The 20,335-nt window shown below is 69.5% G+C and carries 19 protein-coding genes, 1 pseudogene and 1 riboswitch; of the genes and pseudogenes, 8 read left to right on the top strand and 12 right to left on the bottom strand.

The features are described from left to right. Positions 1 to 10 precede the first annotated feature (10 nt). The 3 genes from HQ308_RS12650 to purD form a co-directional block, all read right to left on the bottom strand. Positions 11 to 655 carry a TetR/AcrR family transcriptional regulator gene (locus HQ308_RS12650; RefSeq protein WP_027504321.1) on the bottom strand — a complete coding sequence of 215 codons (645 nt, stop codon included), beginning with the start codon at positions 653 to 655 and terminating at the stop codon, positions 11 to 13. A gap of 87 nt (positions 656 to 742) precedes the next feature. Next, on the bottom strand, positions 743 to 1,897 hold the full coding sequence (locus HQ308_RS12645) for a pyridoxal phosphate-dependent aminotransferase (protein ID WP_222646579.1): 1,155 nt from the start codon (positions 1,895 to 1,897) through the stop codon (positions 743 to 745). A 2-nt stretch (positions 1,898 to 1,899) separates the two neighbouring features. After that, complete coding sequence (purD, locus tag HQ308_RS12640) at positions 1,900 to 3,159, bottom strand: phosphoribosylamine--glycine ligase (RefSeq protein WP_056446650.1); 1,260 nt, start codon at positions 3,157 to 3,159, stop codon at positions 1,900 to 1,902. A gap of 103 nt (positions 3,160 to 3,262) precedes the next feature. On the opposite strand from purD, the gene HQ308_RS22620 reads away from it, so the two are divergent. Both HQ308_RS22620 and HQ308_RS12635 read left to right on the top strand, forming a co-directional pair. Continuing rightward, positions 3,263 to 4,360, top strand: a complete 1,098-nt coding sequence (locus HQ308_RS22620; protein ID WP_261776064.1) for a class A beta-lactamase-related serine hydrolase — start codon at positions 3,263 to 3,265, stop codon at positions 4,358 to 4,360. Further along, positions 4,357 to 4,812 (top strand): helix-turn-helix transcriptional regulator, encoded by a 456-nt coding sequence (locus HQ308_RS12635; protein WP_056446646.1) that lies wholly within the window; start codon positions 4,357 to 4,359, stop codon positions 4,810 to 4,812. The genes HQ308_RS22620 and HQ308_RS12635 overlap by 4 nt, the downstream gene beginning before the upstream one ends. 56 nt (positions 4,813 to 4,868) lie before the next feature. On the opposite strand, the gene HQ308_RS12630 is transcribed toward HQ308_RS12635, so the two are convergent. Further along, the gene (locus HQ308_RS12630) at positions 4,869 to 6,854 is read right to left on the bottom strand and encodes a glycosyltransferase family 39 protein (RefSeq protein ID WP_374198534.1); all 1,986 of its coding nucleotides are present in this window, start codon (positions 6,852 to 6,854) and stop codon (positions 4,869 to 4,871) included. Further along, a complete protein-coding gene (locus HQ308_RS12625) occupies positions 6,851 to 8,242 on the bottom strand; it encodes a bifunctional glycosyltransferase family 2/GtrA family protein (RefSeq protein ID WP_222646577.1) in 1,392 nt (463 codons plus the stop codon). Before HQ308_RS12625 ends, HQ308_RS12630 begins: the two co-directional genes overlap by 4 nt. A gap of 94 nt (positions 8,243 to 8,336) precedes the next feature. On the opposite strand from HQ308_RS12625, the gene HQ308_RS12620 reads away from it, so the two are divergent. Next, positions 8,337 to 8,765, top strand: coding sequence for an HIT family protein (locus HQ308_RS12620; RefSeq protein ID WP_027504327.1), 429 nt, complete (start codon positions 8,337 to 8,339; stop codon positions 8,763 to 8,765). Here HQ308_RS12620 and HQ308_RS12615 read toward each other — a convergent pair. Then, positions 8,725 to 9,624: a LysR family transcriptional regulator ArgP gene (locus HQ308_RS12615; RefSeq protein WP_056446641.1), complete on the bottom strand. Its 900-nt coding sequence runs from the start codon at positions 9,622 to 9,624 to the stop codon at positions 8,725 to 8,727. The two genes, HQ308_RS12620 and HQ308_RS12615, sit on opposite strands and share 41 nt — an antisense overlap. Before the next feature lie 76 nt (positions 9,625 to 9,700). Here HQ308_RS12615 and HQ308_RS12610 point away from each other — a divergent pair. Beyond that, positions 9,701 to 10,234: pseudogene (locus HQ308_RS12610) on the top strand (LysE/ArgO family amino acid transporter); the annotation flags it as partial. Here the strand turns inward: HQ308_RS12610 and HQ308_RS12605 are convergent. Together HQ308_RS12605 and HQ308_RS12600 are read right to left on the bottom strand one after the other, a co-directional pair. Beyond that, positions 10,124 to 11,764 (bottom strand): HAMP domain-containing sensor histidine kinase, encoded by a 1,641-nt coding sequence (locus HQ308_RS12605; protein WP_308115772.1) that lies wholly within the window; start codon positions 11,762 to 11,764, stop codon positions 10,124 to 10,126. The pseudogene HQ308_RS12610 and the gene HQ308_RS12605 sit on opposite strands and share 111 nt — an antisense overlap. Continuing rightward, on the bottom strand, positions 11,761 to 12,477 hold the full coding sequence (locus HQ308_RS12600) for a response regulator transcription factor (RefSeq protein WP_027504330.1): 717 nt from the start codon (positions 12,475 to 12,477) through the stop codon (positions 11,761 to 11,763). The genes HQ308_RS12605 and HQ308_RS12600 overlap by 4 nt, the downstream gene beginning before the upstream one ends. Positions 12,478 to 12,597: 120 nt before the next feature. Further along, a riboswitch (guanidine-III (ykkC-III) riboswitch) is annotated at positions 12,598 to 12,659 on the top strand. A 15-nt stretch (positions 12,660 to 12,674) separates the two neighbouring features. On the opposite strand from HQ308_RS12600, the gene HQ308_RS12595 reads away from it, so the two are divergent. Then, positions 12,675 to 12,989 (top strand): multidrug efflux SMR transporter, encoded by a 315-nt coding sequence (locus HQ308_RS12595; RefSeq protein WP_027504331.1) that lies wholly within the window; start codon positions 12,675 to 12,677, stop codon positions 12,987 to 12,989. Between the two features lie 73 nt (positions 12,990 to 13,062). Continuing rightward, a complete protein-coding gene (locus HQ308_RS12590) occupies positions 13,063 to 13,935 on the top strand; it encodes a hypothetical protein (RefSeq protein WP_051612993.1) in 873 nt (290 codons plus the stop codon). 12 nt (positions 13,936 to 13,947) lie between these two features. On the opposite strand, the gene HQ308_RS12585 is transcribed toward HQ308_RS12590, so the two are convergent. Both HQ308_RS12585 and ald read right to left on the bottom strand, forming a co-directional pair. Continuing rightward, positions 13,948 to 14,652, bottom strand: coding sequence for a dienelactone hydrolase family protein (locus HQ308_RS12585; protein ID WP_222646576.1), 705 nt, complete (start codon positions 14,650 to 14,652; stop codon positions 13,948 to 13,950). A gap of 11 nt (positions 14,653 to 14,663) precedes the next feature. Further along, complete coding sequence (gene ald / locus HQ308_RS12580) at positions 14,664 to 15,749, bottom strand: alanine dehydrogenase (RefSeq protein ID WP_222646575.1); 1,086 nt, start codon at positions 15,747 to 15,749, stop codon at positions 14,664 to 14,666. Between the two features lie 104 nt (positions 15,750 to 15,853). On the opposite strand from ald, the gene HQ308_RS12575 reads away from it, so the two are divergent. Together HQ308_RS12575 and HQ308_RS12570 are read left to right on the top strand one after the other, a co-directional pair. Beyond that, positions 15,854 to 16,384, top strand: coding sequence for an Lrp/AsnC family transcriptional regulator (locus HQ308_RS12575; RefSeq protein WP_222646574.1), 531 nt, complete (start codon positions 15,854 to 15,856; stop codon positions 16,382 to 16,384). Between the two features lie 138 nt (positions 16,385 to 16,522). Next, complete coding sequence (locus HQ308_RS12570) at positions 16,523 to 17,257, top strand: anti-sigma factor (RefSeq protein ID WP_222646573.1); 735 nt, start codon at positions 16,523 to 16,525, stop codon at positions 17,255 to 17,257. 378 nt (positions 17,258 to 17,635) lie between these two features. On the opposite strand, the gene HQ308_RS12565 is transcribed toward HQ308_RS12570, so the two are convergent. Then, a complete protein-coding gene (locus tag HQ308_RS12565) occupies positions 17,636 to 18,649 on the bottom strand; it encodes a proline dehydrogenase family protein (protein ID WP_222646572.1) in 1,014 nt (337 codons plus the stop codon). 3 nt (positions 18,650 to 18,652) lie between these two features. Then, positions 18,653 to 20,290 carry an L-glutamate gamma-semialdehyde dehydrogenase gene (pruA, locus tag HQ308_RS12560; RefSeq protein WP_222646571.1) on the bottom strand — a complete coding sequence of 546 codons (1,638 nt, stop codon included), beginning with the start codon at positions 20,288 to 20,290 and terminating at the stop codon, positions 18,653 to 18,655. Positions 20,291 to 20,335 lie beyond the last annotated feature (45 nt).

The following is a 20,335-nucleotide window of genomic DNA, read 5'->3' as shown; positions in this document are numbered from 1 at the left end:
GACTGCGCCTCTACTGCGCGACCGTCCTCCGGACTTCCCGCGACAACGGCGCGTGACGGTCCACCGCATCCAGCAGGACGTCCCGCACGCGTGACCGCAGGTCCGCCCCATTCTCACCCAACGCGCCCATCACGACACCGTCGACGAGGGCCAGGAGCGGGCGGACGTGGTCACGGTCGGTGGGCCGACCCGCGGCGGACAGCACGTCGGACAGCATGTCCTCCAGCTCACCACGCAGCCGGCAGTGCAGTTCCTGCAGCTGCGGATGCCGCGCCGCAGCCAGCACCCGCTCGTAGCGCGCCACCATCAGGTCCCGCCGGACCTCGTCGCCGTCGTCCGGACCCACGAGCAGGTCGACCACCAGGTCCACCGTGTCCGCGGTGTCCAACGCAGCCGGCGCGAATGCGGTCATCCGGTCGCGGATCATCGCGATCTCGCGGACCCCGTTCAGTTCCGCGGCGTGCGTGACGAGGTCGTCCAGGGAGTCGAAGTAGTAGGTCGTCGACGCCAGCGGAAGCCTGGCCCTCGCCGCGACGCTCCGGTGCCGCACGGCGTCGTACCCTCCGGCCAGCAGAAGGTCCGCTGCGGCCGAGATGAGGGCCTCGCGCCGACGCCGACCCTTGGGCGTCGAGCGGGGAGCGGAGCCGGTCGACATGCGTACACATGCTGCCACCGGCGCTTCTCCCCCGTGCGCCTTTTGCGTATCCCTGGATGCGCAGAAGGCGCACGGGGGCGCAGCCCACTACCGCAGTCGCGGGGTGAGCCGACGCAGCGCCTCGGTGATGTCCTCGGTCGCACCGGCGAAGGAGAAGCGCACCGTGTGGTGACCGTGCACCGTGTCGAAGTCCGCACCCGGGACGACGGCCACGCCGGTCTCGTTCAGGGTGTCGGCGCACCATCGGAACGAATCGTCCGTCAGGTGCCCGATGTCGGCGTACGCGTAGAAGGCGCCGTCCGCGGGAGCGAGCCGGGTGACGCCGGCATCACGGAGACCGCCGAGCAGTTCCTCGCGGTTGCGGGCGTACCGCCGCACGTGACCGTCCAACTCGGCGAGGGACTCGTCCGTGAAGGCGGCGACCGCGGCGAGCTGCGAGACGGTCGGCGGACACACCGTCATGTTCGAGGCCAGCCGCTGGACCGCTCGGGTGAGCGAACGCGGGAGCACCATCCAGCCGAGACGCCAGCCGGTCATGGAGAAGTACTTCGAGACCGACCCGATCGAGACGGCGCCGTCCGAGAACTCCCGAGCGCTCCGGCACTCGACGTCGCCGTAGGAGATGCCGTGGTAGATCTCGTCGGAGATCAGCAGCGTGCCGTGCTCGTCGCACCATCGCGCGAGCGCGGCCAACTCGTCGGGATCGATGATCGTGCCGGTCGGATTGGCCGGACTGGCGATGATCAGTCCCTTCGGAGGTTCGGGGAGCGCATCGAGCATCGCGACCGTCGGCTGGAAGCGCACGTCCTCGCCGCAGTCCAGCTCGACCACGCGACACCCCAACGCGGACAACGTGTTGCGATACGCGGGATAACCGGGTCGCGCCATCACCACGGTGTCGCCGGCGTCGAACGCCGCGAGGAACAGCAACGTGAACGCACCCGACGACCCGGTGGTCACCACGACGTCCTCGGCCTCGATGACGACCTGCGATCGCCTCGACAGGTAGGCGGCGATCGTCGCCCTCAGCCGCGCGGTACCCAACGTCTCGGAGTAGCCGATCACGTCGTCGTCGAGCGCCGTGCGCATGGCAGCGAGGACCGGCCCGGGCGCACGCGTGGACGGCTGTCCGGCCGCGAGGGACACGACGTCGCCGTGAGTCTCCTGGCGGCGCGCCGCAGCGGCGAACACGTCCATGACGCGGAACGGCTCGATACGCGAGCGCGCGGATTCCTCGACCATCGTCAGGAGGGGATCGAGATCCGGCCCTCGACGGCCGAGAGTCCGATGTCGGTGCGGAAGTGGCCGCCGGTCAACGACACTCGCGCCATGATGTCGTACGCCTCGGTGCGGGCGGCGGCGAGATCCGCCCCGGTGCCGACGACGCTGAGCACCCGGCCCCCGGCCGACACGAGGCCCCCGTTCCTGCCGTGCGCCGTCCCCGCGTGCAGCACGCCGGGGTTCTCGGCGCCGGTGATGGCGTCTCCGGTGCGCGGTCGGCCGGGATAGTTCTCGGCGGCGAGCACGACGGTGACCGCCGAACCCTGCTTCCACTGCAGCGGCGGCAGGTCCGCCAATGTTCCGGTGGATGCCGCGTACAGCGCCGCACCGAGCGGTGAGTCGAGCAGTGCGAGCACGGCCTGGGTCTCGGGATCACCGAAGCGACAGTTGAATTCGATGACCGCGGGGCCCTCACCGTCCACCGCGAGGCCCGCGTAGAGCAGGCCGGTGAACGGGCAACCCCGTGCCACCATCTCCGCTGCCACGGGCGCTACCACCTCGTCGACGATGCGCTGGACCATCGAGTCGGGCAACCACGGCAACGGTGTGTAGGCGCCCATCCCGCCGGTGTTGGGCCCGGTGTCGCCGTCTCCGACGCGCTTGTGGTCCTGAGCGGGCAGGAGCGGCACCACGGTCTCGCCGTCGACGAGACAGAACAGCGACACCTCCGGGCCGGACAGGAACGATTCGAGCAACACGGGATGGCCGAGTTCGAGGAGCTCGGCGGCGTGAGCGCGCGCGGTGAGGCGGTCCTGCGTGACGACGACTCCCTTGCCCGCGGCCAGTCCGTCGTCCTTCACCACCCACGTCGGCCCGAAGCGGTTGAGGGCGGCATCGAGCAGTGCAGGCGTGTCCACCACCTCGCTGGTCGCGGTGCGGACCCCGGCCGACGCCATGACGTCCTTCGCGAACGCCTTGGAACCCTCGATCCGGGCGGCGGCGGCGGACGGACCGAAGCAGGCGATCCCGGCCTCGCGCACCGCGTCGGCGACGCCGAGCACCAGCGGTACCTCGGGGCCGATGACGACCAGATCGGCGCCGCGCTCGCGAGCGAGCGATACGACGGCCTCCCCGGAGGCCACGTCGACGGGGTACGTCTGGGCGACGGTCTCGATGCCGGCGTTGCCGGGGGCGCACATCACCGCGCTCACCTCGGGGTCCGCCGCCAGGGCGATCAGCAGGGCATGTTCACGGGCTCCGGAACCGATGACGAGTACTCGCACGAGAGCAGCGTACTGGCCACGACCTCTGGACCAGCGCACCCGTTCGCGCTACGGTAATTCCGGAATTACGGAATAACCGAACGATGCGATTCGAGGAGAACCGATGATGCGCACACTCACCGCCGTGACCGCGACGTCGATTCTGCTGGCCGGGTGCTCGTCCGCACCGCCGAGCACGGCCGAGCCGACGTCCACCACGACGTGCGCACCGGCCCCCGTTGCGGACATGACCACACCCGACGGCTGGATCGGCTTCGCCGCCGAGCACCCCGAATCGGTGTCCTTCGCGGTGGACGACGGGCTCGGACACACCGCCGAGCACGACGCGGACACGCCGCACCCCCTCGCCTCCGCCGTGAAGGTCGTACACCTCGGTGCCTACGCCCGCGCCGTGGCCGACGGCACGCTGAACCCGGACGAACGCATCCCTGTCGCCGACTGGCAGCGGTGGTACGCACCCGGCACGGACGGCGGTGCCCACATCGCGGCTCTGAATCGCCTCGGCATCGCGAACGACGGAACATCGCCGACGGATCCGGCCGCAACGGTGCGGCTCGACGACATGGTCACCGCGATGGTGCGTGAGAGCGACAACGGAGTGCCCGATTACCTCCGGTACCGCCTGGGCGACGACGCGTTGCGGGACGCCGCCGCAGCGGGCGGGTGGAGCGACTTCACACCACCCACCCTCGTCGGCGTCACGCTCGGCGCCCTCGACGCGACCGTCGACACGGACGATCTGTGGTCGCTCGCACAGCGGTTCGCCTTCGACGCCGACTTCCGCGCGACGTACGGAACAACTGCGCGACCGCGCGACGAGACAAAACTCCTCACGTACTTCGATCGGTTCGGCCCGACCGGGACGGCCGCCGAGCTCGCGCGATTCCACACCGCCGTCGCCGACGGTTCCTACGGCTCGGGGGTCGGCACCGTCAGGCGCCACCTCGAATGGCAGGACCCGCCTGCGGACGCCGGGTTCGTGGCCATGGGGTTCAAGGGCGGAAATCTGCCCGGAGTTCTCACGCACGGCTTCGAGTTCCGCCGCGCGGACGGCGCCCCCGCCGTGGTGGTGTGGCTGAACCATGGTCTGACCGCAGCCGAGTACGAGTCCGCGACGACGAACCTGACCCAGCATCAGACGCTGCTCCTCGAGGCCGCGGCGGATCCGGCGACAGTGGGGCGGCTAGCCTGCATCTCGTGAGCGAGCTGGAGGCACGCGTCGCAGCCCTGGAGGCTCGGGTCGCGGCGCTCGAGGGGGACCCCCGACAGACGGCGGCGTCCACCGGGGGCCTCGTGTCCTACTCGGGTGACGTCCATCTGGCCGGCGACGTCACCTGGTCCATCGAGTACGTGCCCGACGCCGTGCTCGATCTTCCCCCCGACCGGGCGGTCGAGGTGCTGGCGGCGCTCGGCCACCCTGTGAGGCTCGCCGTGGTCCGCGCACTGTTGCGCGGTCCCGCGGTCGCCGCCGATCTGCAGGCGGCGGTGGGACTGTCGTCCGTCGGTCAGCTCTATCACCATCTGAAGACCCTCACGTCGGCGCGGATCGTCGAGCAGCACGGCCGGGGCGACTACCGGCTCGCCGCACGCACCGTCGTCCCCGCGCTGGTGCTGATGCTCGCCTCGGCCGACATCGCCGGAGAACTTCGCTGATGTGAGATCCGGTGCAGTGGACCGTGGTCAGCACGGTTCACTGCACCGGATCCGGGTCAGGCGGTGAGGTCGTACAGTGTCACGCCGTCCACGGTCTGGGCGGTGAAGGTCGCGGTGACCCACTCGCTGATCTCCGCCGAGGTACCGGACGCACCGCCTCCCATACCGCCGCCCGCGATGAACCAGTGGATCTCACCGTCAGCGACGTACTGCTGGAACTCGGCCAGCGTCGGGGAGGGATCGCTGCCGTTGAAACCACCGATCGGCATCACCGGGTCCTCGGTCGCCAACTGGTAGCCCGACGCGGCATTGGACCCGATCGCCGCGGCGACCCAGGTGTACGAGTCCGAGTTCTCCTCGAGCAGGGCGACCATCTCGGCGCTCGGAGTACTGCCATCGAGCAACCCGCCCATGCCGCCGCCACCGTCCGCGCCACCCGGCATCTGCGCGGCGCCACCCGGGAGCTGACCGGGCGCACCCGTCGGCGCCTGTCCCCCGGCGGGCATCCGGCCGGCACCGCCGTCGCGCATGCCGCGCCCGCCGTCCATGCCGCCACGCCCGAAGCCGCCACCGGTATTCGGCCCGGCCGTGACGATGGAGCCCTGATGCGGTGTCGCGATGGTGTTCGCGGCGTAGGCGGTCGGTCCTGTGAGTCCCGCGATCACCGCCGCCAGAACCGTGACCGCGGCGAGCCTGCCGCGAGTCAGCCGCGGAACGAGCAGCCCCACGACCGCGAGCACACCGACCAGCACGACGACGACCTTCAGCCACGGAACGAAAGATGCGCTGCGGGACAACAGGATCCAGGACGTCACCACGGTCGCGACCACCGTCGCGGCGAGAACGATGCGTGCGACGAGGCGCTCGCGGGCCCGCCAGAGCGCCACGCTGCCCATGCCCACCAGCGCCGCGACCGCCGGCGCCAGCGCCACGGTGTAGTACGAGTGGAAGATGCCGGCCATGAAGCTGAACGTCAGCCCGGTGACCAGGAGCCACAGTCCCCAGACGATCAGCGCAGCGCGCCGCTGGTCGGTACGAGGAGCCCTGCCGCGCAGCACGATCGCCGCGATTCCCAGAATCAGCGCAGCGGGAACGAGCCAGGCGATCTGACCGCCCTGCGAGGCGTCGAACATCCGCAGGATGCCCGTCTCCCCCCACATTCCGCCGCCACCACCGCCGCCGCCGGGCGTGACCGAACCGGTCTCCTCACCGTTGAGCCGACCGAGACCGTTGTATCCCAGCGTCAGTTCGAGGATCGAGTTGTTCTGCGACCCACCGATCCACGGCCGCGACGACGCCGGCCAGAGTTCCACGACGGCGATCCACCATCCGGCCGACACGATCATCGCGCCCAGCGCGGCACACAACTGCAGGATGCGCCGTCGCAGCGACACAGGCCCGGCCAGGAGGTACGTCAGCGCCAGAGGGGGAACCACCAGCATGACCTGCAGCTGCTTGGTCAGGAAGCCGAGTCCGACCATCGTGCCGACGACCACGAGCCACCGGGTGCGACCGCTCTCGACAGCCCGCATCATCGCCCACACCGCCGCGATCATGAGCAGCACCAGCAGCGCATCGGGGTTGTTGAAACGGAACATCAGTGCCGCCACGGGAGTCAGCGCGAGAACCAGTCCTGCGAGCAGTCCGGCGGCCGGTCCCCACTGTCGCCGTACGGTGCGCCACAGCAGCGTCACGGAGGCGACACCCAGCAGGACCTGAGGCACGAGGATCGCCCACGAGTTCAGCCCGAACACCCGGACGGACAGTTCCATGAGCCACAGCGACATCGGCGGCTTGTCGACGGTGATGGAGTTCGCGGCATCGGAGGAGCCGAAGAAGAACGCCTCCCAGGACTGCGAACCCGCCTGCACCGCAGCGGAGTAGAAGGAGTTGGCCCATCCGTTGCTGCTCAGGTTCACGAGGTAGGCGACAGCAGTTCCCAGGATCAGGGCCGCAGCGGCCCATGGTTCCCAACGAGTACGGACCGGGCGCGGAGCCCCGTCGTGCATGCGATCTTCCGGGGCGGTGAGGAGGGTGGTCACGAGGTGGACTCCATCTGACGAGTGCGGGCGGAGGATGCGGCCCGGAAGACCCAGCGCAGCGCGACGAAGCGCGTCACGGTGGCGACCAGGTTGGCGAGAACGAGAACGAGGAGCTCGACGTGCTTGGACGCACCCGGAGCCCACTCGTGCAGGGCGACGAGAGAACCGGCGGTGACGAGCCACCCGAAGGCGAACACCGCGAGACCCTGAAGATGATGCGCCGCAGCCCCGTCGGAGCCTCGGACCCCGAATGTGAAGGCTCTGTTGGCGGCGGTGTTCAGCACTGCGGTGACGAGGAGCGCGACGAAGTTGGCGCCCTGCGCGCCGAGGATCGTGTGCAGGATCAGGTACAGCACCGCGTAGGCGACAGTGCTGGCGACGCCGACGAGCGCGAACCGCACCAGTTGACCGATCATGCCGACGGGCACTCCCCTCAGTTCGGAGACCTCGGTGGTGGAGGCGGTGGACGACAGGGGTCCACGACCCAGGCTGAGACGCAGGTCCGCGATCGGGAGGGCGCCGGTCGCGAGCGCACGCCCGACGCGCCAGCAGCCCTTCAGATCGGCCAGTGCGGTGTCGACGATGTCAACGCTCGAGTCGGGATCGTCGACCCAATCGACGGGCACCTCGTGAATGCGGAGACCGACCCGCTCCGCGAGGACGAGCAGTTCGGTGTCGAAGAACCACCCGGTGTCCTCGATCAGCGGAAGCAGTTCCCGGACGACCTCGGTGCGCGCGGCCTTGAACCCGCACTGAGCGTCGGAGAATCTGGTCCGCAGACCCGTGCGGAGGAGGACGTTGTAGGTGCGGGAGATGAACTCTCGCTTCGCCCCTCGCACCACCCGCGAGGACGAGGCGAGCCGGGACCCGATCGCGAGATCGGAATGGCCCGATGCCAGCGGAGCCAGGAGGGGCACGAGTGCACCGAGATCCGTCGACAGGTCGACGTCCATGTACGCGACGATGTCGGCCTCCGACTCCGTCCACGCCGCCTTGAGCGCGCGACCGCGACCCTTGTCGTCCAGATGTCGCACCGAGACACCGTCGAGCTCCCGGGCGAGGCGCTCGGCGATCGACCGTGTCGCGTCCGTGCTCGCATTGTCGGCGACGGTGATCACCGTCGACCAGGGAACGTCGGCCCGCAGGAAGGCGTGCAGCCTGCGGACACAGGCTTCGAGCGCGGCCTCCTCGTTGTACACGGGCACCACGAGCTCGACGGTCACCGTCCGCGCCGCACCCCCACTCGGCCCCGGCTCCGGCCCGCGCCCGCGCCCGGGCCCGGGCCCGGGCCCACGGCCTTCCCGCCCGTCACCGGCCGGCCTCCGGCCTTCCCGCCCGTCACCGGCCGGCCTCCGGCCTTCCCGCTCCACCACTGAGTTGGTTGTCATGCACCGAACACTCGTGCGCCGCCCCGGGACCGACCCGGGGCGGACCCGGGAAGTACCCGGGAGCCGGTGCGGAGCCGACGAATAGAGTCGGCCCATGGCATCCGTGTTCAGCGCAATCATCGCCGGCGACATCCCGGGCCGCTTCGTGTGGGAGGACGACGACGTCGTCGGGTTCCTCACCATCGCCCCGGTCACGCAGGGTCACACCCTGATCGTCCCGCGAGCCGAGATCGATCAGTGGCAGGACGTCGATCCGACGACCTTCGGATCGCTCACGTCGGTCGCTCAGACCGTCGGCAAGGCCGTCCGGTCGGCGTTCGACGCCCCTCGGGCGGGTCTGCTGATCGCCGGTCTCGAGGTGCCGCACCTGCATCTGCACGTGTTCCCGGCCTTCGACATGGCGGACTTCGACATCTCCGGCGCCGACACCTCCCCGTCGCCCGAGTCGTTGGACGAGGCGCAGGAGAAGATCACCGCAGCGCTCACGGCACTCGGCCACGGGCAGCACGTCCCCCGTCGCTGATCGGTCGTCCGAGAACCGCCCGCGCGGCTCCGACGATCGCCGCGGCCACGGTGTCGAGCGCCGGCGACGACAGCGTCCATTGCTGCCAGTGAAGCGCCACGTCGATCACGGTGTCGTCGAGTTCGACGACGTCGAGTCCGCCGCGCTGCTGGTCCGGCAGCATGCCCCAGCCGAAGCCCAGATGCACGGCACGCGCGTACTCGGTGGACGACGGCACCAGGTGTCGCGGCGGCACCGACGCGGACACGCCGTGTCGCGAGAGGTAGCGATCCTGCAGCGCGTCCTTCTCGTCGAACACCACGACGTGGGCTCGGGCCAGGGCGTCCGGAGTGACGCCGTCGTCCAGGAATCGAGTCACGAACGACGGAGACGCGCAGGGGCGGTACCGCATCGAGCCGAGCCTGGTCGAGGTACAGCCGCGGACAGGTGTGTCCACGGACGTGATCGCCGCCGTCACCGTTCCACCGCGGAGGAGTTCGGCGGTGTGGTCCTGATCCTCTCGATGGATGTCGAGGATCACGGAGCCCGCCAGTGGCGCGAGCGCCGGCAACACCCACGTGGCCAGGGAATCCGAGTTGACGGCCAGCGACACCCGAGCGACGTCGTCCGCGGTGCGCAACTCCCGCACGGCGCCGTCGGTCAGAGTCTGGATCTGCCGGGCGAGCCGGAGCAGCACGACGCCGGACTCGGTCGGCATCACGGGCTTCGTGCGCGAGACGAGAACGGCACCGACCCGCAGTTCCAGCGCTTTGATGCGCTGACTCACCGCCGACGGTGTGATGTGCAGCGACCGCGCAGCCGCTTCGAACGTGCCGTCGTCGACGACGGCACGCAGAGCCTCGAGCTGGTCCGACTGCATGATGTGAAGCTACGCTCATCAGTCCTGAAAAACATGAGCTGGACTACATCGTCTGGTTCGACCTAGCGTTCCGGTCATGTCCTCCCTGTTCGTCGGCTTCGGTGTCGGCCTCTCCCTCATCGTCGCGATCGGCGCACAGAACGCCTTCGTTCTCCGTCAGGGCATCGCGCGACAGCACGTGCTCGCCGTCGTCCTGGTGTGCGCTCTGTCCGACGCGGTCCTCATCCTCGCGGGAGTCTCGGGCATCGGCGTGGTCGTCGAGACCTACCCCACGGCTGTCACCGTCGTCACGGTCGCCGGCGCCGTCTTCCTCACCGTGTACGGACTCATGGCCTTCCGACGGGCACTGCGCCCGACGAGTCTGACCGTCGGCGGGAACGGAGCGAGTGTGTCGCTGCGGTCCGCGGTCCTCACCTGCCTGGCACTGACGTGGCTCAACCCGCACGTCTATCTGGACACCGTCGTCTTCCTCGGCTCCGTCGCCAATCGCGAGACCGGGTCAGCGCGCTGGTGGTTCGCCCTCGGCGCGACGCTGGGCAGCATCGTCTGGTTCACGGCCCTCGGATTCGGCGCGCGATTCATGACGCCGATCTTCGCCAGACCCGTCGCGTGGCGTGTGCTCGACGTCCTGATCGGTGTGGTCATGCTCCTCATCGCCGTCGTCCTGGTCGAGGGGCTCGTCTCCGGCTGACTCCACCCGTCCACCCGGACGCCGGCCCGCCAGGGGCAGCTCCACGCGGAACGTCGCACCCCGGCCGGGCGCGCTCGCCACCGAGACCCGACCGCTGTGGGCCGCGACCAGCGCGGACACGATCGACAGACCCAGACCACTCCCGCCACTCTCTCTCGTGCGCGAACGATCCGCCCGATAGAACCGCTCGAAGACGCGCTCGGCATCGTCCTCGGTAAGTCCCGGCCCAGTGTCACGAACCTCCAGAACAGCTGTCTCACCGACGGTTCCGACCGCCACGGTGATCGACGCCGTCGGCGGGGTGTGCCGGAGCGCGTTGCCCACCAGGTTGCCGAGCACCTGGCGCAGACGCGCGTCGTCCCCCAGCACCTCCGGCACGCCGCTGCCCTCGAGCACCTGCAGACTCACGGCTCGTTCCGGAGCCGTGGCGGCCGCATCGTGCACCGCGTCCGCTGCGATCACGAGGAGGTCCACGGGGCTCCGATCGAGCGGACGCTGGGCGTCCAGCCGCGCCAACATCAGCAGATCTTCGACGAGCAGACCCATCCGCGCCGACTCTCCCCCGATACGGGTCATCAGCAACTCGGTGTCGGTCATGGCCCCCTGCCGGTAGAGCTCGGCGAAGCCGCGGATCGTCGTCAGCGGGGTCCGGAGCTCGTGGGAGGCGTCGGCCACGAAACGGCGCATCCGGTCCTCCGACGCACGTGCCGCGTTCTCGGACTCGCGCGCGGCGTTCTCGGACGCCTCCGTCGCAGCGAAGGCGTGCTGGATCTGGGCGAGCATTCCGTTGAGTGCCGCGGACAGTCGCCCCACCTCGGTGCGTTCGTTCCACTCGGGAACGCGTCGATGCAGATCCCCGGACGCGATGGCCGCGGCCGTCACCTCCACTTCCTGCAGCGGCCGCAGGCTCCGGCGCACCAGGAAGTACGCGGCGACACCCAGCACCACCAGCACTGCGAGACCGATGGACAGTTGCAGAGTCACGAGCCTGGAGACGATGGCCTCGTTGCCCGCCAGCGGAATCGCGACCGTCGTCTGGCCGTCCTCGTTCGAGACGGTCACCGTGCGCCACGACTCGTCGGGATCGCCGACCGATCCGACAGTGGTCGGCGTGGCGGTCAGGACGCCGGTCAGATCGGGCTGATCGTCCCCGACATCGTTCACGGGAGTACGCACGGTGCCGTCCGCCGCCACCGAGCGGACGTAGAACGCCGTGGGCGGACGCTGCGGGTTCGCCTCCTCCGGGGGCGGTCCGAGGAACCGCTCCCCACGAGGCCTGGCCCAGCCGGACGCCGCCTCCATGAGCTGTTCGTCGACACGTTGGGTCAGCGTGTTCTGCAGTGCCGAGGTCACGGCCACACCCGAACCGACGAGACCGAGGGCGACGAGAAGCAGCAGCACCGACACCAGGGTGACGCGGAGCGGGACGGCACGTAGGTGCCGCTTCACCTTCGCGGTTCCCGCAGGACGTAGCCGACGCCTCGCAGTGTGTGGATCAGCCGGGGTTCCGTCGTGTCGACCTTCCTGCGCAGGTACGACACGTAGGACTCCACGACACCGACCTCACCCCCGAAGTCGTAGTGCCACACGTGGTCCAGGATCCGGGGCTTGGACAGCACCGTCCCGGAATTGACCATGAGGTAGCGCAGGAGCGTGAACTCCGTCGGGGACAACGAGACGGGTTCGCCCGCCTTCCACACCTCGTGGGTGTCGTCGTCGAGCTCGATGTCGGCGAACGTCAGGCGTGACGGCTGCGCCTCCGGACCGCGCACCGACCGGCGCAGGATCACGCGCAGGCGCGCCACCACCTCCTCGAGGCTGAACGGCTTGGTGACGTAGTCGTCCGCACCCATGGTCAGACCGGTCACCTTGTCCTCCACCGAGTCCCGTGCCGTGAGGAACAGTGCGGGCGCGTCGATACCGTCGGCGCGCAGTCGGCGGAGCAGCCCGAAGCCGTCCATGTCGGGCATCATCACGTCCAGGATCAACGCGTCCGGCCGGAAGGTCCGGGCGACGTCCAGAGCCGCGGGCCCACCCAGCGCCGTGCGGACCTCGAAACCCTGGAACTTCAGACTGACCGACAGCAGTTCGACGATGGTCGGCTCGTCGTCGACCACCAGTACCTTCGCCTCGGCGGTGGTCTGCGGTCGGGGAGTCGTCATGACGGAATTCTCGCTCACGAGTGCCATGGTGTCCGGCGTTGCTGGTTCCTGCCCGGGGTGTCGCTGTGAGGTTCCTGTGAGCCCCGATCCGGCGTCGTGTCCGCTTTGCTACCGTGGAGGACAGACTGCGACACAGACCCGGACGAGCGCACCGTACCCGGCCAGCGACAAGACGGTGCCAGGAGAGTCGACTACTCATGGCATGGATCATTCTGGTGTTGTCGGGCGTGTTCGAGGCCGTCTGGGCCACCGCACTCGGCAAGTCCGAGGGCTTCACGAAGCCCGTCGCCACCATCGTCTTCGGTACGGCGCTCGTCGTCAGCATGGGCGGTCTCGCCTTCGCCATGCGGACCATCCCGACCGGCACCGCCTACGCGGTGTGGGTGGGCATCGGCGCCTCGCTCACCGTCGTCTACGCGATGGTGTCCGGCACCGAGTCCGCGACGCCGATCCGCATCGCCCTCATCGCAGGGCTCGTCGGGTGCGTCATCGGACTCAAGCTCGCCCACTGACCGCGCCCCCGGCCGTCCCGCCGTCCCGTCCCGACCGGCCTCCGGCCTTCCCGCCGCGGGTTAGAGTGACCCCATGAACTGGGTGTCCGCGGTCACACTGCCGGTGCGTGTCGGATTGGCTGTCGCCGAGTCGGCGGTCGGGGTGGCCGAGTCGGCCGTCGCGACCACCCGGATGGCGCTGGCCGCAGGCGCTTCCGGGTCACTCGACGCCATCACCCTGGCCAATCCTCGGAGCGGCCCGCTGCAGCTTCTCGGACAGTTGGCCGAGCTCACTTCCGACGACCGCGCACTGGGTCACGCGCTGCGGCCCGGTGGCCCGCTGGACCGACTGCTCGAGCCCGGTGGCGCCGTCGACAGGTTGACGAGCAAGGGCGGCACCCTCGATCGACTGCTCGAGCCCGGCGGTCCTCTCGAACGCATCCTGGCGGACGACGGCCCCCTCACCCGAGTCCTCGCGGAGGACGGTGCGCTGGATCGCCTCCTCGCCGAGGGCGGTCTGCTCGATCGACTCACGGCCGTCGACGGACCCATCGAGCGCCTCACCGCGAAGGACGGCCCTGTCGAACTCCTGACCAAGGAGGGCGGCGTGATCGAGGCGCTGACCCGTGAGAACGGGGTCATCGACAACGCCCTCGCCAAGGGCGGGCTCGTCGAGACGCTGCTCGGTGAGGAAGGCGCGATCCAGCGGCTGACGGCACGCAACGGTCCGCTGGATCAGCTCGTGACCGTCGCCGAGTCGCTGAGTTCGCTGGCGCCCAACCTCGAGCGCATGAGCGTCAGCGTGGAGATTCTGCAGGACACCGTGGACGTCCTCGCCGCTGCGGTGAACCCGCTCGGCGAGCTGGTGGGCAAGCTGCCGAGCCGCTGGGTCAAGAGTCGCGGCGCGGTCGAGCCCAAGACGGGCGAGGTGCGCGGGGCGCTGCAGGGTCCGGCCGTCGGCCGCTGAGCCTCGTGGGCGTCAGCGCGACCGGACGTGCTCGCCGAAGAAGGTGAAGACCCGAGCGAAGGCGTCCTCGGCCTGCTCGTGCTGATAGCCGAATCCGGTGACGCGCATGACCAGTGCACCCGGACCCGATCCGAAGTCGTTCGCGAAACTGTGGCCGGCACCGGGATAGGTCACGACGTCGTGGGCAACGCCCTTGTCCTGCAACACCTTCTCGAGCTTCGGGCCCGCGCCCGGCAGCATCGGATCGCGCTTACCGAAACTCGCGACCATCGGGCACGTGCCGTCGAGGGCCGACTCGATGTGCCGGGGCAGGATGCCGTAGAACGGCGCGCTCGCCTCGAACCCCCGGGGCGCCAGCGCCAGAGCGAAGCCTCCACCCATGCAGAACCCGACGATGCCCACCGCGCCGGTGGTGTCGGCGCGCGCGGTGAGGATGTCGCGGCACGCCAGCAGGTCGTCCACCGCCCGGCCCGAGCGCGCGAGAAGCGACCGGAACACTCCTGTCACACACTTGGCGCGACCACCGCGGGCGTAGAGATCCGGCACCAACGCGACGTAGCCCTGGTCGGCGAAGCGCCGGGCGATGGACCTGATGTCGTCGGTCATGCCGAACACGTCGTGCACGATCACGACGGCGGGCCAGGGCCCCTCCCCTGAGGGGATCTCGAGTGTCGCCTCGATGCGATCTGTTCCGGTGTCGACCTCGATGACAGTCATACCGGCCGACTCTAGCGACCCAGCGCCGTTCTCACGGTGTCCGACAGCAGGTTGCCGGCGTGCACGCTGAGACCGTCTGCGAGCCCGGGAACGGTGGCGCACGCCTGCTCCCAGCCCTGGTCGGCGAGAGCGAGAACGAACGGGAGCGTCGCGTTGGTCAGCGCCTGCGTCGACGTGCGGGGAACCGAGCCCGGCATGTTGGCCACGCAGTAGAAGATCGAATCGTGCACCGGGAAGGTGGGATCGTCGTGCGTGGTGGGACGCGAGTCCTCGAAACACCCGCCCTGATCGATGGCGATGTCGACGAGCACGGACCCCGCCTTCATCCGTGCGACCAGTGCATTGGACACCACCGTCGGGGCCTTGGCACCCGGGACGAGGACCGCCCCGATGACGAGGTCGGCGGCCACGACGGCCTGCTCGAGCTCCCACCTGTTCGACACCACGGTCTTGACCTGGCCGCGGTACTGCGCGTCGATGGTTCGCAGCTTGGCGATGTCGAGGTCGAACACCGTCACGTCCGCACCGAGCCCGTGTGCCATCGCCACGGCGTTGGATCCCGACACCCCACCGCCGATCACCACCACCTTGGCCGGACTCACTCCCGGAACGCCGCCCATCAGCACGCCGCGGCCGCCCGTCTGCGCCATCAGGTGATACGCCCCGGCCTGGGTCGCGAGCCGGCCGGCGACCTCGCTCATCGGTGCGAGCAACGGCAGACTGCCGCCCGCGCCGGTCACCGTCTCGTAGGCGATCGCCGTGGTGCCGGACGCGACGAGGGCATCGGTGCATGCGGCCGACGCGGCGAGATGGAGATAGGCGAACAGGACCTGGCCCGACCGCAGCCGGTGGTATTCGGCCTCGATCGGCTCCTTCACCTTGAGCAGCAACTCGGCCCGCGCCCACACCTCGTCGGCCGAGTTCGAGATCTCCGCGCCGGCAGCCTTGAAGTCGTTGTCCGAGAACGACGATCCCGCGCCCGCCTCGGTCTCGACGACGACGCGATGACCGTGCACGACCATGTCGTGCACTCCCGCCGGGCTCGCCGCCACCCGGTACTCGTGGTTCTTCAGTTCCCGAGGTATGCCGATTCTCATGGTGCGCCCTTCGCCTCTACCGGATGACTCGTCATGTCCGATAATCGTGAACTTCGTTCGACCGAGCCGCAATCGAAGTGACGATAATTTCGTAGACTGGCCTCATGGACATCGAATCGTCGAATACGGGTCTGTCCGCCCCGGTGCGACCGAACAATCTTCGGGCGGCATCTCTGGACCGCATCGATCGCGTCATCCTGCGCGAACTGGCGAACGACGCCCGCATCCCCAACAACACCCTGGCCGTCCGCGCCGGGATCGCCCCGTCGACGTGTCTGGGACGTGTCCGATCACTGGTCGAGCGCGGGGTCGTCCGCGGCTTCCACGCCGACATCGATCCGGCGGCACTGGGGCAGGGCCTGCAGGCCATGATCGCGGTGCGGCTGCTGGCGGGTGCCCGGCGCCACCTGGGCGAGTTCGCGGAGTCCTTCACGACGTTCCCCGAGGTGCTCGACGTCTACTTCATCGCCGGTGCCGACGACTACCTGATCCACGTCGCGATGACGGACTCTGCGCACCTGAGGGACTTCGTCGTCCAGAACCTCAGTGCTCATCCGTCGGTGGCCGCGACCGAGACCACACTGATCTTCGAGCACCTGCGGCCGCGACTGGTCGACGAGGGCGGACCGAGCTGACGCCCTCCGCCCATCCGGTGCGGCGAGCGCACCGAATACCCGGTGTATCAGCCAGGAGAGCACGGCCGTGGATGTGACGGGGGTACTTTTCGCCCACTCTTACTGACCCACCGACCACACGCATGGAGGCAGCCCGAGATGAGCGATCACGGTTCGCCCGAACGACCCGTGCAGCTGCCGGATCGGGACCTTCTCGAGCTCGCGTACCTGTGTGCCCTCGACGCCATGGCAGCCTCGGAGCAGTACGAGACCATGACTCGCCTCGACGACACGGACGCCCACACCAGGCGGAGGTTCGACGCGATCGTGCGTGACGTCCGCGAGACGATGGCAGTGACGTCGGACGCGACACGCACTCCCGCCCCCGCCGATCTCCGGGTCCGCATCCTGGGGGCCGTGGAGGACACGGCGCAGGTCGACCCCGACGGCGCGACAGTCCTCCCCCTGCGTCCCAGCCGCCGACGCGGATGGCGCATCGCCGCGATGGCGGCCGCCGCTGCGGTGGTCGTCGGTGTGGGCGGGGCGGTGGCCGTTCAGCAGAGCGCGACTCCGTCGGCTCCCACCGCGACCGTCGCGGCACCGCTCGAATCCCCGGTGGCCGGAGGCGGCACCATGAGCGTGCAGTACACCCCCGGTGACGAGCGCGCCGTGCTCCGCATGACGGGTGTCGCAGCACCTCCCGCCGGGTCGGTCTACCAGGTCTGGCTCATCGAGGGCTCGCCCGTGTCCGTCGGGACGATGGATGCCGACGACCTCTCCCAGCCGGCATCCGTGCCCGTCGACGGCGCCACCGCACTGTCGGTGACCGTGGAACCCGCGGGCGGATCACCGTTCCCCACCTCGGGCGCCGTGGCCCGCGTCGCGCTCGTCTGATTCCGTCCCGGATCGGATCCACTCGAAGTCGAACATGTGTTCGACACCCGTGTAGGGTGGGTGTCACTGCACCACCCGACGTCAGACCTTCCCTCGTGACGTGTGATTCCCGAGGAGACGTCCGTGATGAACCGTCGGCGCCGACTGCACCTGATGAACGGGGTCTGGCACGAGGAGGCACCGGCCACCTGCGGTAACGGTCATGTGCTGCAAGCGCGTTCGGTTCTCGTGGGAGCCAGGTCGTGCTCGTGCGGCATCGGTCACCATCGCACGCACCACTGCCGCACCTGCGGTGACACCGTCTTCACTCCCGCCCTCGGCGAGGGGTGCCGGGACGGGAGTTTCGACGGACGCGCGAATCGCGCGCGCGGCGAGGGGTCAGGAGCGGGTCAGCAGTGACCGGAGGAAGAACGTCAGGTTCGCCGGACGCTCCGCCAACCGCCGCATGAAGTATCCGTACCATTGCGTACCGAAGGGCACGTACACGCGGACGCGGTACCCCTCCGACACCAGGCGTGTCTGCTCACCGTCGCGGATGCCGTAGAGCATCTGGTACTCCATGTCGTCCGGTCCACGTCCCAGTTCGGCCGCGTCTCGTCGCGCCGCCTCGATAATGCGGGGATCGTGGGACGCCACCATGGGGTAGCCCTCCCCCTCCATGAGCACCCGCAGGCACCGCTCGTACGAGGCGTCCACGTCCGCCTTCTTCTGGAAGGCCACACTGGCCGGTTCGCGATATGCGCCCTTGCACAACCGGATTCGCGATCCGGGACCGGAGAGCTCGCGGCAGTCCTGTTCGGTGCGGTGCAGGTACGCCTGCAGGACGGTGCCGAGAGTCGGGAAGTCCTTGCGGAGCTCCCGCACGATCGCGAGAGTCGAGTCGGTGGTGGTGTGGTCCTCGGCGTCGACGGTGACCCACACTCCCGCGGCGTCCGCGGCGGCGCACACCTTGTGGGCGTTGGCGAGGGCCACGGCGTGGCCGTCGTCGGGGAGCGACTGTCCTAGCGCCGAGAGCTTCAGCGAGATCTCCAGCGGGAAGGCCGGAGGCCGGACGGAGGTGGGCGGGCAGGCCGGAGGCCGGCCGGAAGTGGACGGGGAAGCTGGAGGCTGTGGGGTGTGGAGGCGTGAGTATGCCTGCAGTAGGGACAGATACGCGTCGACGGTCGCGGTGGCCTGCGCCGCGTCGGTGGTGTCCTCACCCAGGTGATCGACGCTGACGACGCGGCCGGACCCGAGCAGGTCGGCGACGGCACCGACCACCTCCGGTTCGGTGCTCCCGGCGATGAAGCGTTCGACGAGCGACCTGGTCAGGACGGACCGCGCGACGACGCGTTCGAGGCGGCGCGATCGCCCGGCGGCGAGCAGGACGGGGCGGAGCGGGTTGGTGGCCATCGGTCAGACTCCCTGGTGAGGGTAGGTGTGGTCCACGGCCGGCACGAAAGTCTCCTTGATGGTGCGCGCGGAGGCCCACCGGAGCAGGTTCTGCGGTGATCCGGCCTTGTCGTTGGTGCCCGACGCGCGAGCACCGCCGAACGGCTGCTGTCCGACGACGGCGCCGGTCGGCTTGTCGTTGACGTAGAAGTTGCCGGCGGCGAAGCGCAGGGCCTCGGTGGCCTGCGTGACGGCGGCGCGATCGTCGGCGATGATCGATCCGGTCAGGGCGTACTTCGACCCGCTGTCGACCATGGCGAGCGTGTTCTCGAACGCACCGGGCTTCGAGTCGTCGTAGACGTGCACGGCGAGGATCGGGCCGAAGTACTCGGTGTGGAACGCCTCGTCGCCCGCGTCGTCACCGAGCAGGATCGTCGGGTCCACGAAGTAGCCGACGGAATCGTCGCAGGTGCCGCCGGCGGCGATGGTGATGCCCGGGGTGGACTTCGCGCGCTCGAGTGCAGCCGCGTTGCGGTCGAAGGCCTTCCGGTCGATGACCGCCCCACCGAAGTTCGACAGATCGGTGACGTCGCCGTAACGCAGCGACGACGCGGTGTCGACGAGCTTGTCCCCCATCCTCTTCCACACCGACGACGGCACGAAGGCCCTCGACGCCGCGGAGCACTTCTGACCCTGGAAGTCGAAGGCACCGCGGATCAGCGCCGTGGTGAGCACGTCCGGGTCGGCGGAACTGTGGGCGACGACGAAGTCCTTGCCACCGGTCTCACCGACCAGTCGCGGGTAGGTGTCGTAGCCGGCGATGTTCTCGCCCACCTCGCGCCACAGCCGCTGGAACGTCGGTGTGGAGCCGGTGAAGTGGATGCCGGCGAGACGACGATCGGCGAGTGCGACCTCGGAGACGAGGGGGCCGTCACCGAGCACGAGGTTGATGACGCCGGGGGGCAGTCCGGCGGCCTCGAGAAGCTGCATCGTCAGGTACGCGGCGACGGCCTGGGTGGGCGACGGCTTCCACAGCACGGTGTTGCCCATGAGCGCCGGCGCCGTGGGGAGGTTTCCCGCGATGGCGGTGAAGTTGAACGGGGTGATGGCGTAGACGAAGCCCTCGAGGGGGCGGTATTCGACGCGGTTCCAGACGCCGGGCGCGGAGATCGGTTGTTCGGCCATGATCTGTCGGGCGAACGAGACGTTGAAGCGCCAGAAGTCGATCAGCTCGCAGGGTGCGTCGATCTCGGCCTGGTACGCGCTCTTCGACTGCCCCAGCATGGTGGCAGCCGCGATGGTCTCGCGCCACGGCCCGGCGAGGAGATCGGCGGCGCGGAGGAAGACTGCGGCGCGCTCGTCGAAGGGCAGCGATCGCCACGCAGGTGCGGCGGCGGTCGCCGCGTCGATGGCGTCGCGCACGTCCTGGTGGGTGGCATTCGCGAACGATCCGATGACGGACGCGTGCCGGTGCGGTTGCACGACGTTCTCGCGTGAGCCCGTCGCGTCGCGGTGGTTTCCGCCGATGACCTGGGTGATCTCGGTGGGCGTGGCGGCGAGTCGGTCCAGATGGTGCGTGAGCCGCGCTCGCTCGGCGCTGCCGGGTGCGTACGTGTGCACCGGCTCGTTCAGGGGGGTGGGTACTGCGGTGACGGCGTCCATGTCGGTCCTCGGTGTCGGGTCTTCGTGCCGGGTCGGTGGGTTCAG

This window comes from Rhodococcus sp. BP-241, assembly GCF_019836145.1.
Classification (GTDB): Bacteria; Actinomycetota; Actinomycetes; order Mycobacteriales; family Mycobacteriaceae; genus Rhodococcoides.
Note: the sequence above shows the minus strand (reverse complement) of the source record. Positions and strands in the feature narration are given on the sequence as shown.

Bases quoted from the DNA above. Each gene is read 5' to 3' on its own strand.
- HQ308_RS12650 (WP_027504321.1), bottom strand. From the start codon at position 655: ATGTCGACCGGCTCCGCTCCCCGCTCGACGCCCAAGGGTCGGCGTCGG.
- HQ308_RS12645 (WP_222646579.1), bottom strand. From the start codon at position 1,897: ATGGTCGAGGAATCCGCGCGCTCGCGTATCGAGCCGTTCCGCGTCATG.
- HQ308_RS22620 (WP_261776064.1), top strand. From the start codon at position 3,263: ATGATGCGCACACTCACCGCCGTGACCGCGACGTCGATTCTGCTGGCC.
- HQ308_RS12625 (WP_222646577.1), bottom strand. From the start codon at position 8,242: ATGACAACCAACTCAGTGGTGGAGCGGGAAGGCCGGAGGCCGGCCGGT.
- HQ308_RS12620 (WP_027504327.1), top strand. From the start codon at position 8,337: ATGGCATCCGTGTTCAGCGCAATCATCGCCGGCGACATCCCGGGCCGC.
- HQ308_RS12615 (WP_056446641.1), bottom strand. From the start codon at position 9,624: ATGCAGTCGGACCAGCTCGAGGCTCTGCGTGCCGTCGTCGACGACGGC.
- HQ308_RS12600 (WP_027504330.1), bottom strand. From the start codon at position 12,477: ATGACGACTCCCCGACCGCAGACCACCGCCGAGGCGAAGGTACTGGTG.
- HQ308_RS12595 (WP_027504331.1), top strand. From the start codon at position 12,675: ATGGCATGGATCATTCTGGTGTTGTCGGGCGTGTTCGAGGCCGTCTGG.
- HQ308_RS12590 (WP_051612993.1), top strand. From the start codon at position 13,063: ATGAACTGGGTGTCCGCGGTCACACTGCCGGTGCGTGTCGGATTGGCT.
- HQ308_RS12585 (WP_222646576.1), bottom strand. From the start codon at position 14,652: ATGACTGTCATCGAGGTCGACACCGGAACAGATCGCATCGAGGCGACA.
- ald (WP_222646575.1), bottom strand. From the start codon at position 15,749: ATGAGAATCGGCATACCTCGGGAACTGAAGAACCACGAGTACCGGGTG.
- HQ308_RS12575 (WP_222646574.1), top strand. From the start codon at position 15,854: ATGGACATCGAATCGTCGAATACGGGTCTGTCCGCCCCGGTGCGACCG.
- HQ308_RS12570 (WP_222646573.1), top strand. From the start codon at position 16,523: ATGAGCGATCACGGTTCGCCCGAACGACCCGTGCAGCTGCCGGATCGG.
- HQ308_RS12565 (WP_222646572.1), bottom strand. From the start codon at position 18,649: ATGGCCACCAACCCGCTCCGCCCCGTCCTGCTCGCCGCCGGGCGATCG.
- pruA (WP_222646571.1), bottom strand. From the start codon at position 20,290: ATGGACGCCGTCACCGCAGTACCCACCCCCCTGAACGAGCCGGTGCAC.